Origin of the sequence: Halorussus ruber, from assembly GCF_004765785.1 — an archaeon.
Lineage (GTDB): Archaea > Halobacteriota > Halobacteria > Halobacteriales > Haladaptataceae > Halorussus > Halorussus ruber.
In genome coordinates this window covers 30,605-44,067 of sequence record NZ_ML219769.1, presented here as the reverse complement: position 1 = coordinate 44,067, position 13,463 = coordinate 30,605, and the positions used below count along the sequence as shown (strand labels likewise).

At 58.3% G+C, this 13,463-nt stretch carries 6 protein-coding genes; 3 read left to right on the top strand and 3 right to left on the bottom strand.

Annotated elements, in window-relative coordinates; translation table 11 throughout:
- Nucleotides 1-225: 225 nt before the first annotated feature.
- Nucleotides 226-2,859, top strand: a complete 2,634-nt coding sequence (locus EPL01_RS02385) for an AAA family ATPase (RefSeq protein ID WP_135823673.1) — start codon at nucleotides 226-228, stop codon at nucleotides 2,857-2,859.
- Between the two features lie 15 nt (nucleotides 2,860-2,874).
- Nucleotides 2,875-4,278: a hypothetical protein gene (locus EPL01_RS02380; RefSeq protein WP_135823672.1), complete on the top strand. Its 1,404-nt coding sequence runs from the start codon at nucleotides 2,875-2,877 to the stop codon at nucleotides 4,276-4,278.
- Between the two features lie 32 nt (nucleotides 4,279-4,310).
- Here EPL01_RS02380 and EPL01_RS02375 read toward each other — a convergent pair whose 3' ends face one another.
- The 3 genes from EPL01_RS02375 to EPL01_RS02365 all read right to left on the bottom strand — a co-directional run bounded on the left by EPL01_RS02375 (nucleotide 4,311) and on the right by EPL01_RS02365 (nucleotide 10,561).
- Entirely contained in the window at nucleotides 4,311-6,992 is a 2,682-nt protein-coding gene (locus tag EPL01_RS02375; protein ID WP_135823671.1) for a DUF1156 domain-containing protein, read from the bottom strand.
- A 495-nt stretch (nucleotides 6,993-7,487) separates the two neighbouring features.
- Complete coding sequence (locus EPL01_RS02370; protein WP_135823670.1) at nucleotides 7,488-8,741, bottom strand: hypothetical protein; 1,254 nt, start codon at nucleotides 8,739-8,741, stop codon at nucleotides 7,488-7,490.
- Nucleotides 8,742-8,743: 2 nt separating this feature from the next.
- Nucleotides 8,744-10,561 carry a DEAD/DEAH box helicase gene (locus tag EPL01_RS02365; protein WP_135823669.1) on the bottom strand — a complete coding sequence of 606 codons (1,818 nt, stop codon included), beginning with the start codon at nucleotides 10,559-10,561 and terminating at the stop codon, nucleotides 8,744-8,746.
- Nucleotides 10,562-10,720: 159 nt separating this feature from the next.
- Between EPL01_RS02365 and EPL01_RS02360 the strand changes: the two genes are divergently transcribed.
- Nucleotides 10,721-13,396, top strand: coding sequence for a DUF1156 domain-containing protein (locus EPL01_RS02360; RefSeq protein WP_135823668.1), 2,676 nt, complete (start codon nucleotides 10,721-10,723; stop codon nucleotides 13,394-13,396).
- The last annotated feature ends 67 nt before the right edge of the window (nucleotides 13,397-13,463 follow it).

Genomic DNA, 13,463 nt, shown 5'->3' with positions numbered 1-13,463 from the left:
AAGCGGGCGTAGTGCTCCCCGTCGTCTTTGGTGATTCGTTCGACGCGGTCGCCATCTACGCCGAGGAGTTCGTTCGTGACGTTCGCCTCAACGCTGTCGTACAAGAGGTGCGCGCCTTTCTCTATCTAGGTGGCCCAGTTAGTTGGTTAGTTTGGTGGTACTAACGGCGACGGGGAGTCAGGGAAGTAGAAACTATTATCCGGCGAAACTGTATCGAAATAACACATGACGTACTGGTGGGTGAACACCAATAAAAGACACCTCCCGGATGATGGCCGGAAACCGCTTCACGAGGGATTCGTATCGACGTACGGTGATAAAGACCGGTTTCCGCAACGCGCAACAGAAGGCGACAAGGTATTTTCGTTCCTCAACGGGGCTGGCATTATCGGGTACGGAACTATCCGAACCGGCGAGTACACGACTGCGACTGACCCAGATAGCCGAGTCTACGAACGCGAACACACGGAATATCACCTCCCCGTCGCGTGGCATTACCTCCTCGACTCGGACAACGCGATTAGTAGCGCCACGGCAGCAGAGAAACTCGGTTACGACGGTCCGTCATTCGATAGCACGTACCGGAAGATCGATTCGGGAACTCCGAAAGCGCTAGTCGAGGAGATTCGGGCACGGGCTCGGACGATTGATCGACCAACACCCGACCAGTCTCGCCCTCACGTGGAATCTGAAGGGTATTATTTTGACCTTCCCGCGATTCAGTCCGCGCTCTGGTTGTTCGGTGAGCTGAAAGCGGACCCAACTCCCGAGGAGGCTGTTCTTGCCGCAGAGGGGCTAGTTGAGTACTTCTGTAATTGGGGGCCATATCGCGGGACGACGCACAACGACCATGGCACCTCGATGGACTTCACCACCGACGAAGCCGAGGACTTAGTTGACACTTGGAGTAGTGAAATCTCCATCGCGCTCGAGGAGCGGTGTGGCGTCGATGTCGCCCCAGACACCATCGCCGCCCTCGGGCGAGAACTTGGACTCGGGACGTTTCCGGATCTTACCGCCGATTACTTGCTGAACCATCTCTGGGACGTGTCTGCGCACCTCCACGCCATTGACCCTGATCACGAAGAAGGGCCACGAGACGTCGTTTCAGTCTACGATGATTTGTACGACGAGCTGCCGGCGGATTTCTGTGCGTATTGGCGGAACAAAGACACCGAGGAGAGTCCGATTAACGAAATCCGGGTCAAGGCGCTTGACCGGCACGCGAGCAATCGACTTACCAAGCGTGCATACGAGAAAGACGAACAAGAGGTCAACCAGCAGTACGACCGTAACATCACAAACGGATGGCGTCCATACGCAATCCTCGGCGGTGTGTACTATGACCTCCTCAAGCCGCGTCTGCGACATCATTTCGACTCTCTCTGTGAGGAGCTCCTGACCCTTGCTGACGGTGAGAACTTAGAGACGCATGTCGTCGATTACATGGGGTCGATGCAGAAACTCGGGAACTTCGGATGGTGTTGTGTCTACCCGAAACCCGAAGAAGGCGAATCCCACAAGGACCACTACCAACTCTATCTCGGCATCAACCACAACTACGTCCAGTACGGTCTCAACATCGGGAAAGATCTCCGCACCAGCGACTGGCGATCCATCCGCGATCTCACCCGTGTCGACCGACCAAACGAAGTCCTCCGATGGGACCGCGTCGAAACCAAACTGGAATTGGTCAAGCCGAAATTCGACCGTCTCAACGAGTTCGGTCCAGGAGAACGTGAAGACGAGGACACGAAGCTAGACGTCACCGCTACCCCCGAGATAGACGTCTCACCGGAAACGATCGACGGCTTGCACTTCCCTGAGACGATGGCGATCAGCCTCGATGGACTCCTCCAGCAAATCGAGGCTGCACTCAACGCAGGGAACCACATCGTCTTCACCGGCCCACCCGGAACCGGGAAAACGGAACTCGCGGAACAAGTCGCAACCCATCTCGCCGACGAATACGACGTCTATACTGGTACGCATCTCACTACTGCAACTGCCGACTGGTCGACATTCGAGACGATTGGCGGCTACATGCCGTCGCGCGAGGGTGACCGCGAACTCAAATTCCAGCCGGGCCAGCTCCTCCGCCGGTTCAAGCAGGACGGTCGGCAACGAAACGACGTGACCGTCATCGACGAGATCAATCGGTCGGATATCGACAAGGCGTTCGGCCAGTTGTTTACTGTTCTCTCCGGCCAACACGTCCAACTTCCCTACGAGACAAAGCAGGAGAACGAGATTCTCGTCCGGCCAGCACAAGCGGAAGATGCTCCTACTGACGGTGACGAAGACGACGACAGTAGCGAATCGGGCGGAACGGACCTCCCGCTCGAAGAGTTTATCGTGCCTGACTCGTGGCGGTTGCTCGCCACGATGAACAGCTACGACAAAACGTCGCTGTACGACATGAGCTACGCGTTCATGCGTCGGTTCACGTTCATCCGGGTCGGCGCTCCCGAGATTCCTGACGCCGAAGACGCAGCCCCGACGCCGGAGGAGTTCATCGCGGGGTATCTGGCCGAGTGGGAGGATATCGACCTTGAACCGCAAAGTCCCGTGGTGGCTGGCGTGCTCTCGGCGTGGCGAATTATGAACGAAGACGAGCATGCCCGGAGTCTCGGGCCTGCCATCGCGGAAGACATGCTAGGGTACGTCGCAGGACTCCCACGTGCGACGAAGGAACAACGTAATCGTGCAGTTGCAGATGCGGTTGTGGCGTACGCGTTCCCGCAGATGGAGGGGATGCTCGACCGACGACGCGACGACGTAATCGAGAAGCTAGCGTCGCTGTCCCGAGTGAGTACCGAGCGAATCGAGACCGCAGCGAAGGAACAATTCCGCGGATAGACGAGGAGCTATCGCATGAAGCCCGAGGAATTGATCGACGCGGTGGCCGAGAATCTGGAGCTGTACGTCCTCTCGGGGGAGCTCAATAGTGACGTCATCGGTGGTGCGTTAGCTGAGGCTGCGTTCGGTGAACGCATCGCCGGGTTTGACGATTTACTCATCCTCCATTACTTGCTGGAAGCAGACACCGTCGCGTTCGCCGAAGAGTTGCGCCCGCGGGTTCGTGAACTCCGGACGGGAACGTCAACCGAGGAGAACATCACCCATTCAGAAGTCTCAAGCCGGGTTGATTGGAGCAAGACGATTCGGGAGCGGTATAGCCGGGACCCCGATGACCAAACGGTGTTCGTCACCCAGTCCCGATACGAAGAGTACGACCTCGACGAGAACATCGTCCTGCGCGCGCTGCTCCAACGACTCGACGCGGGCCTGGAAACGTGGGCGGACGAATTAGCCACGTACGATTGGGGGAGCAGATGGGGCGAACAGCTCCTCGGTCGGACGCGCCAGACAATCGAGGGGAACGTCAATCTCGACCGAATCCGCGACCCGGATACCGGCGAACCGACGAACGCGATGCTCGAAACCGCGTCTCGGTCACGGCACGCACTCTACCGAGACGCTGCCGAACGCTACCTCCGCTACGAAGAACTCCTCTCGACCGAAGTTGACCGAGAGCTTCTGACAGATCTTCTGTCGAATACGCTCATCGTTCCAACCGACAGCGGCCACTCACCCGACCAGCAGTACAGCACGCTCTTCGAACTCTACGTGCTCTTCGCCGTCATCGAGACGTTAGAGGAGATACTCGGAACTGACGGTGAGCTCGCACCGATTCAGACTAACCGTGACGCCGTCGGTTCCTTCGAACTCGACAACGGCGACCACATCTCCGTATTTTACGAACAGGCGGCCCGGTCGAAACAGTTCTCGTTCCTCGGTGATACGGCCGACGTAGACGCCGCGTCGGTGACGCGACGGGAAGCGATACGAACACGAACCAAAGAGATAGCCGGTGACCTCTTCGACGCCGGGTCGCAAGTCAGGACGAAACGCCCGGACGTGCTCGTCGTCTACGAACGCGACGGCTCCATCGACCCGCAGCGGTCGTTAGTGGTCGAGGCGAAGTATCACGGCTCGGGGCGGTCGGGCAAGGATACCGTCGAGCGCGGCGTTCGAGAACTCCTCGAGTACCTCGCCTACATGCGTCACGACGAGGAACTCGTCTTCGGTAATCCAGCCGCAGACGACTGGCGAGGAGAGGAGAACGGACTGCTCGTCACCGACGACGACCGCCGCATCAACACGCGCGTTGACCACCATCCAATCCGCATTACCCAAGCCGGGTCGCTCGCCGAGTCACTCCGGACGCAGCTCGAACGCCTGTACGCCGATTCCTCCGAGGAGGCCCCCTCGTAGCTCCCCCGCGAGGGACGAGATTCGGACGCCGGTCACTCCTCGTCGAAGCTTCCGAGCGAGCGGTCCCCGCCGAGCATGCGCTCGTATCCGTCGTCGTCGGTCACCTCGGCGAGCGACTCACACGTCTCTCGGAGGTCGTCGTCGTCACTCCACTTCTTCAGGTAGTTGCCCACGGTCTTGCCGTGTTCGTAGCGGTACCGCAGGAACTGGGCCTTGTCGAGCGCCGACAGCGACTCGTCGATGGTGCCGTTGACCCGACTCTCGATGTACGCCCGGCGGTCGTCGTCGTCCCACGTCCCGAGGCTGAATCCGTCCCGCGTGGAGAACAACTTCTTGTCCTTCAACTCCTCGGGGGTGACGTTCGCCGACCGACACTCCAGATTCACATCGTCGTAAGTCGGGTTGTGCGTATCGAGGAGGCTCAGGAACACCTCGACTTCGCCCAGTTCGCTGTTCTCTTGGATGATGCCGTAAATCTCGTCCACCACGTCCTTCGCGGACATGATGTCGCCGAATCGCCGGACCTCGCCGTGGTGTTTCGAGTACTCGTGATAGCACTCGCCCATCTCGATGACGCCGATGTCGCCGGACTTGAGGTCTCGATTTTCTTCGAGTTGTTCGCGGGTCTCTTGGGCGGTTTTGATGATGTTGCGCCGGAGATTCCGCCACGTAATCGGTTCTCGTTCTTCGATGGGACGAGCGACGACTGCAATGTCGAACGCGACTGCTTCGCCCTCGATAAACTTAGCAAGGTCCGAAGAAATCGGGTACGTTGCAGTCACTTCAAATCCGTTATCGCAGAGCGATTCTAGCAATTCACCCCACGATTCAGACCCAGCATGGTGGTACGTGAATGTTAGAACACCATCATCTACCAGCGCGTTGTTGATGACTTCAAGTGCCTGTCCCATCTCGTGTTCGAAGTCTTCGGCAGTTTTGTCGAGGTAGGGATTTGTGACGATAGATTCTGCGCGAGGAGTTTTCTCAGCATCGAAGCCCTCATATTCGCCTTCGAGGAGTATCTTTTGCCAGATGTAGAAGTAATCGGCCACCTCCGAGTAGATGACGTTGTCGTAGTACGGTGGGTCGGTGATGACGGCGTCATACTCGTTTTCGTCCTCGATAAGCCGCATATCCCCACGGTATATGTCCGTGTTTTTCCCAATCGGTTGTTTGTAGGAGTCGGTCTCTCTGTTCTCGCCATTTTCAACGTGACGCTCAGTAGGAGCGTGAGCATACTCAACACCAGAGATTACCATGTCCCATGTTTTTTCGAATGTCCCCCTGCCGTACTTCGTTCCCCAGACGTTCGCCTCAATCATGTCATTCTGAGGCGGGAACGCCTTCATCCGATGAAGTGCAGACTCAATCTTATTCCCGGTATAGTTGTACATCGTGAAGAGATTCTGGAACATAATCGAGTCAGATAGGGCGAGAAGAACGTACTCCTTCGCATTCTGGGAATCAATCTCCTCGATGGACCGCATAAGTTTTGAGAGCGCGAGAAGCTGTCTCTCTGTGTACATATCTGTCCAGTCTTTGTAGCCGTGGTCGAAGACAGGATTCCGGTCCGAAGTCAGGTGCCCTTTGGGTATCTCTTCGTCAGGAACGTACTCGTGTAATTCCTCGTTCTCTTCCCACTCGAATGCGGCCTCGGAGAACAATGCTTCGTCAAATTCACCTACTGGCTTATATCCCTTTGCGTCACTTCGAGAACCATGTTCGTCGCATGTGGGACAGTAGTACTCTACTGCGTAGAGTCGCAAGTCGAAGCCACCCTGTTCCTGAATCGCGTCGGTGATGCCGTACTTCTGGCCGCAGTCAGGACAGGTGTACTTGCTTCCGGAGGTATTGCCCTCCTTGGGAACGAACTCGTGGGCACACGACGAGCAACTGCACTCGCTCTGCCAGTCGTCCACCAGCACGATGTCGCCGCAGTCGGGACAGAGGACGTTGTACTTGTCGTCGTTGTCGTACCGACCCTTCGCCACGCGGTAGTCCTTGAACAGCGGGACCGTGTGCCCGCACGCCGTACAGTCTAGTTCCTTCACCCAGAAGTTGTACATCACGTCGGCCTCGTGGTCGTGACCGTGGTCGAGGCGGTCGTCGTTGTCGGCGGCCTCCTCGTCCACGTCGGCGTTGGGGCAGGGCGTCCGGTAGTACTGGGTAATCTCGTCGGCCACGTCGTCTTTCACCTGCTCGAACGCGGCCTGTAGCTCCTCTACGTCCGTCCGGCCCGCTTCGAGTTCCTTCTTGGTGACGAACCACGCGACGGGATTCAAGTCGTAGCCGACGGACTCCGCGCCGAAGCGCGAGGCCTCGACCAGCGAGGTACCGCCGCCCATGAAGGGGTCGAGGATTTTCTTCTCCTCGACGCGAACGTCCTTGGGGTAGAGCTTCCAGAGGCTCTCGGGGTCGGCTTGGTCTACGTTCTCGATGAGTTCCTGAATCTCGTCGGAGCCTTCGCCGAAGTCGGCGAGCGACTGGTTCTCGCCCGGCTCGTAGACGGACACGTCGTCCGGGTCGTCGAGGAGGGTGTAGAGACAGATGGCGCGGAAGACGCTGCCGGGGCGTCGCGCCCACCACTTGTGCATGGTGTAAATCGGCCGATAGTACTGCTTCGCTCGGCTCTCCTTCTCGGCGATTTCGTTGATGCGCTCGATAGGGAACCCGCGTTCGATTGGGAGTTCAGTCCGGCCAGAATCGTCCGTCATAGCTAGGTACCCGTGTAGTCGAACAGTCCCTTCATAAAGATGCATGAATGATGAATCCCGCCGAATGCGGCGATTCCTGTCGAATCACCCGCGCCGGTTACGGCACCGCACACCCCGATTCAAGCATGTTTTTGAATTGTTAAACGATTAATTTCATTTCTTTCCACACCCGGTCGCCGCTCGTGAGTCCGTTCGTGGAACCCGTCCCGTCCGTTTCGCGGCTCCGAATCACCTCGCCGACGCTCACGGCGAGGCTTCTGACGGAGGAGGAGAGACGGCGGCGTCGGGTTGCGAATGGGTGACCCGCGCCCGACTGTCAACCGGGCAGGACTCGCTAGAATCGGAGCGCGAGGAGACTCCTCCAGACGAGGCTGTCGCACTCGCGGCCGAACGGGTGAACGCCTGCACTCTCCGGAAACGCCACCCGAGGAGGCACTCCCGACGCGGCCCGGTACCCGCGCGAACGAAGCCAAACCGAACCAGCGAACCAGCAACTTAGCGACCCGATCGCTCGCTTCGACAGGAACGACAGACGACGCCCGCTTCCCCGATGCGGGCCGAAGTCTGGGCGTCGAGACTGCAACCACACCGGTTGCAGGTGACCGCGTCGGTCACTCCGACTCCTCGACCGTACGGGAGCGTAACCGAACGACTCCGACCGCCTTCCGCGAGACCGACGACGAGGTCGCCCTTCTCGTACTCGACGACCGTCACCGTCACCGCTTCGAGCGCGACCTCGACTGCGTGTCGCTCCCGAACCTCGCGCCGCTTCTCCGGATAGTCTCGCTCCCGCTTCGACTCCAGCGCTTCGAGTTCGGACTCGATTTCCTCGCGCTCCTCGCGCAGCTCCGACCGCTCTTCCATCGCCGCGAGTCGCTCCGCCCTGTCGGCGGCGTCCTCCAGTTCGCGCCCGACCGCCTCTAGCTTCTCGGCGACTCGCTCTCGCTCCGCTCGTAGCTCCTCGATTCTGTCGTCTTGAAGCCCGGCGTACTCCTCTAGCTCGACGTTCGCGGCGCGCAGCGACCGGTCACGAATCGACTCCAACTTCGGAGACAAAACCGATTCCGCGTGCGACTGCGCGGCAGACCGAACACCATCGAGTGCGTCAGCGGAGACCGACTCTTCTACCACTTCGACCCGTCCGTCGCCGGGTTGCGGTTCAGCAGTTACCGAGTCGAACCACGCCGCTAGTTTCGGGAGTCGTTCGCCGGTCTCCGCGTCGACTGCAATCGGGACCACAATCGTTTGCTCGAACTCGCTGACCGTCTCGACTGAGGCCTCGAAGACGATACAAACGGCCGTTCGGTCGTAGTACGGTCGGAAGGACCGATTAGTAACTTCGATTGGCGACTCGGCGAGCCAATCCGGGTCCGGAATATCGCTGATACCGTCTCCGACGCGCCAACGACCGACCGGACTGGAGTCCGCATCCTCCTCGAGAATCGCCTCCACGAGTTCCCCGTCCGGAGCGCGAACGTACTCGTCCGGACCGAGTTCGACGTCAGTCTCACCTGATTCCGCTATTTCGGCCGCGGGCACTAACCGAATCCTCCCGTCGTCCGCCCTCGCAAGTGCGCTATCCAACGGCCCGATTCCCGTCGGGGTATCCGATTGGCTGGTGATACGCCACGCGCCCTCCTGCTGGTCAACGGTTACCTCGCTTGCGGCGAAGACCGTAGTAAGATACTCTTCGAGGCGCTCCTGCGTCCGGTCGAGCGCAAAATCGCTCCTGACTTCGCTTTCTGGCATCGCTACTCACCTCGCTGTCCATCCCCGAGGTCGACGGCCTGATCCGTTCCGAGGTCGAATCCCGAGAAGACGTCGTCGTTGAACTCCTCCATTTTGTCGGCAAGTGCTTGTTGTTCGGTGAGATCGACTGCCATCGCATCAAAGTCGTTCTCGAGGTCGACTTCGGAGTCTGCATTGACGAGCCGCTCGAAGATTTCGTCCTCGAAACTCGACCCGGACTCCTCGAGCCGCGAGAGGATGGTACTCAGCTCTCCGACCGTCTGTTGGAAGAGGTCGATCTTGTGGTAGAGCTTCTCTAAGACGTACTCCTCGATGGTGTCGTTGAGGGCCATGTTGAAAATGAAGACGTCGCGGTCTTGGCCGATGCGGTGGACGCGGCCGATGCGTTGCTCGACCTTCATCGGGTTCCACGGCAAGTCGTAGTTCACCATGATGTTGCAGAACTGGAGGTTCCGGCCTTCGTTCATCGCATCTGTCGAAACGAGAATCCCGCCCTCACGACGGAAATCCTCGACAATCGCTTCCTTCTCCTCGCTTGAATGCCCGCCGTGGAATGCATGGACGGTGTAACCGTCCTCCGCAAGCGAGGAGAGGAGTTCTTGCTGGGTGGCCCGGAACTGGGTGAAGACGATGACCCGGCCCTTTTCGACGTGTGAGCGGGCCTCCTCGACGATGTCGCGGAGTCGGTCCTGTTTGGTGACGGTGTCGATGCTGTCGATTTGGTCGACGATAGTCCGGAGTTCGTCGCGGTGGGTGAGTTCGTTTTGCTCGTGCAGGCGTTTTTCGATGGTGTGGCGGAGGGCGGCCGGACTGCTTACCACTTCTTTCTGGAGGAGCATCAGGACGAGTTTTTGCCCGCCGTCTCGGCTGTACGCGCCCGTGACGTAGTCGGAGACGAGTCGATAGAGTTCCTCCTCGTTCGGGGTCGGGTCGAAGGTCCGGGTGTCGATGTGGCGGTCGGTGAAGTCGATGTCTGTTTCTGCGCGCCGGTTCCGGATCATGACCTCTGCGAGGCGGTCTTTGAGTTCGGTCGTGTTGATGAGCGTTTCTTGACTGCTGTTGATGAAGTAGTGTTTGAACGTCTCGCGGGTGCCGAACAGGCCGGGCCGGAGGAGTGAGACGATGTTGTAGAGGTCGGTGACGTCGTTCTGAATCGGGGTCGCAGTAAGGAAGAACGCGTACCGATACGTGAGGCGGTCGATCAAATCATAGCGTTCCGTTTGTTCGTTTTTGACGTAGTGGGCTTCGTCGAGGACGAGGACGTCCCAGTCACGTGCGAGGACAGTCGAGCGGTAGCGGTCGCTCTTTGCCGTATCAATACTTGCGATGATCTGGTCGTGACTGTCGAAACCCTCGAACTCGTCGTCGTAGTTGCAGATATACTCGAGGCCGAATTTCTCCCGCATCTCGCCCTGCCACTGCTTCGCTAACTGGGCGGGAGTTAGGATAAGCACGGAATCCGTCGTGTCTCGATACTGCATTTCCTTCAGAATCATCCCCACCTCGATAGTCTTCCCGAGACCAACTTCATCGGCGAGTAATGCCTTCCCGTTCATCTCGAATAGCGCGCGATACGCCGCATCGACTTGGTGTTCGAGGAGTTTGACGTCCTCCGAATCAAGCGCCGAGAGGGATTGCAGTGATGTGTCTGGCTGACCAGCTAGTAACCGACGAGCGTGAAGTGATCGATGGTGGTTTCCATTTCGACCAGTAGATGAGTTTTCCGAGACGGATTTCTCGATAGCGTCGGACGTGTCCGATGTTACTTCTACTGAGATGAAAGCGTCGGTGTCCTCAGTAAGGTCCGCTGAATCGGGCATGCGTCTTTCTGTCTCGTTCATCCTTTATCAAACTGCAGTCTCGATACTAACCTTCGAAGATAGCTCATATACTCTCACCCCTAATCTGTCGCGCATTTGGCGGTGGCGAAGGAGGACTGACGAAGGTTTATGAACGGTGCCGCCACAGGTTGCACTAACATGGCCCATCAGGACGAACAGGAGGGCGGACGAGAGGACTCTCGCACTTCGCTTCCGATTGAGCGTGGCTTCCCTATCGAACGCATCAACGAAATCGCCGAGAAAGAGGGCCGAGCGAAACAGCACTATCGGCCGATTTACACGATGCACAAGTGGTGGGCGCGGCGTCTCGGGTGTGTTTTCCGATCAATCAGTCTCTACTCTCTTCTCGATGACGAAACTGAGATTCACGCTTCCGAACCCGGCGAGGAGACGACGAAGCTGAGCGACTTCGGTCTCGGAACAGACGACCTCGAAAAGTGGGTGGACGAGGTAGATGCGGCGGGTCCCGAGAGCCTCTGGAATCTCTATCCGAAGGACGTGACTGTCGAGGACAAGCGCGTTCTCGACCCCTTCATGGGTGGTGGGACGTCACTCGTCGAAGCGTCTCGATTCGGCGCTGAAGTCGTCGGGAACGACCTCAATCCGGTTGCGTGGTTCGTCGTGAAAAAGGAGATGGAAGCCGGGACGACCGACCTCGAAACGCTTGACGAGGCCTTCGAGGAGGTCCGAGACGCGGTGGGTGAGGAGCTTGCCTCGTATTATCGGACGCCGTGTCCGAACGCTGACCACGAGGGGGACGAGGGGCATTTCGCTGATGTGATGCATCATCTGTGGGTGAAGGAACTCGATTGTGTCTCCTGTGGAAATGGTGTGCCGCTGTTCTCCGACTATCGCGTTGCGAAGGGCCGGTACGAGAACGATGGGCAGTACATCGTCTACTGTCCGGATTGCGAGGGCCTGACGTACGTTGACGACTGGCGGAGCGAATCCGCCTGCGACAACTGCTTCAACGAGTTCATCCCCGAAGATGGAACGGTCCACCGAGGAGAGTACTCGTGTCCGGACTGCGGCCAGAAGTACGGTATTACTGACGCAATCGAAGAGTTAGGCGATTATCGTCAGAAGTTGTACGCGGTCGAGTACTACTGTGGGGAGTGTGAGGAACTCGGCCGGGAGAAGTCCGCGACGAAGGGGTACAAAGCACCGACTGAGTACGACAGACAGCAGTACGAGGAGGCTGTCGCGGAGTGGGAGGAGTCGCCGGAGTTGCGCGAGTACGTTCCTGACGAGCCGATTCCGGAGGGTGCGATTACTGCCGCGTCCTCGATTAGTGGGAACGACGTCTTCCAGCACGGCTACGAGGACTGGACGGATATGTTCAACAAACGCCAGTTGCTCGCGCTCTCGAAACTCCTCCGGGCGATCGATTCCGTCGAGGAGCAAAACGCTCGTGAGTACCTCCTGTTGGCGTTCAGCGACATGCTGCGGTTCAACAACATGATGGTCGGGTATCAGGCCTCCCGCAACCACATCAACGACCTCTTCCAGACAAACTCCTTCGACCCGCAACAGCGGCCCGCTGAAGTCAACGTGTGGGGGACCGAGTACGGCATGGGGAACTTCCGGAAGAACTGGGAGATGATCCGGGAAGGCGTCGAGTACGCGAACGCACCCACCGAACGCTACATCGAGGACGGCGACCCAGTCGAAACCGAGCCATTCGAGACTCCCATCGGTGAAAACGCTACACTCCATCAAGGCGACATGCGGACGCTCGGATTCGAAGACGAATTCGACGCCGTCATCACCGACCCGCCGTACTACGACAACATCATCTACTCCGAGGTCGCCGACTACTTCTACGTCTGGCAGAAACTCCTCCTCGAAGACGAGTACGAAGGCTTCGACCGAGACGTAACCCCACGCGCCGAAAGCATCGTCACGAACCCTTTCCTGGACAAAACGACGGAAGACTTCGAGTCCGAACTCCACGAAGCGTTCGCCGTCATCAAACAAGCCCTCACCGACGACGGCGTCCTCGCATTCACCTACCATCACAGCGACTCCGACTCCTGGGGTGAACTCCTCGCGTCGCTCTGTGATGTCGGGTTCGAGGTGACCGCGACGTACCCGATTTCGGCGGACGTCAAGAAGTTCATCACGGGCGAAGCAGTTTCCTTTGACATCGTTGTCGTTGCTCGGCCGATCGAGGAACACAAACGAACGCCTATTAGCTGGCGGAAACTGCGAGGCCGCATCTATCAGGCCGCTATAGAAACGCGGCAACAGTTCGCTGAGGGCCGTGACCTTTCCCGTGGTGATATCGGTGTCATGGAGATGGGCGTCTGTTTCCACGAGTACTCGAAGCATCACGGGAAGGTACGGCGTGACGGCGAAATCATGGAGGCGAAGGAAGTTGTTGACGAAATCTACGGCATCATTCAGGAGGCAAGTGAGATTGGGGTTATCGACGTGTTCGTCGATCTTCTCCGAGAACCGAACCCGACGTTCGACAACGTGAATAAGCTCTGCCGAGGGACGAACGCGGACCCCGACGACTTGAAAGAGCTGCGGTTGTTCTCGATGGAGGACGGGTTTGAGCTCGGCACCTGGGACAACGAGAAGCGCCAGGCCTACATCCAAGATCGAGTGAATAGTGACGGGGCGCTCACGACGCTTGATAAACTGCAGTTCCTCCGGCATCGGTATGAGACGGGGAAGACGATCCAGAACTACGTGAGTAAATGGGGTGTCGATGATGACCTCCGAGACCTCGCTGCTCGCCTCGCCGATGTAACTGGCGACGACACGTACCGGCGTGTCCTCGGCGACCGCGATATCTCCAGCTTCTAACACCAGCCCCCGTTTTCTCCCCGCTTTTGTTCTAGCTGGCCGGTGTTGTGAATTTGGATTCGTGCAC

What these genes read in the sequence shown, in the direction of transcription:
- EPL01_RS02385 (WP_135823673.1), top strand. Translation starts at nt 226, where the DNA reads ATGACGTACTGGTGGGTGAACACCAATAAAAGACACCTCCCGGATGAT.
- EPL01_RS02380 (WP_135823672.1), top strand. Translation starts at nt 2,875, where the DNA reads ATGAAGCCCGAGGAATTGATCGACGCGGTGGCCGAGAATCTGGAGCTG.
- EPL01_RS02375 (WP_135823671.1), bottom strand. Translation starts at nt 6,992, where the DNA reads ATGACGGACGATTCTGGCCGGACTGAACTCCCAATCGAACGCGGGTTC.
- EPL01_RS02370 (WP_135823670.1), bottom strand. Translation starts at nt 8,741, where the DNA reads ATGCCAGAAAGCGAAGTCAGGAGCGATTTTGCGCTCGACCGGACGCAG.
- EPL01_RS02365 (WP_135823669.1), bottom strand. Translation starts at nt 10,561, where the DNA reads ATGCCCGATTCAGCGGACCTTACTGAGGACACCGACGCTTTCATCTCA.
- EPL01_RS02360 (WP_135823668.1), top strand. Translation starts at nt 10,721, where the DNA reads ATGGCCCATCAGGACGAACAGGAGGGCGGACGAGAGGACTCTCGCACT.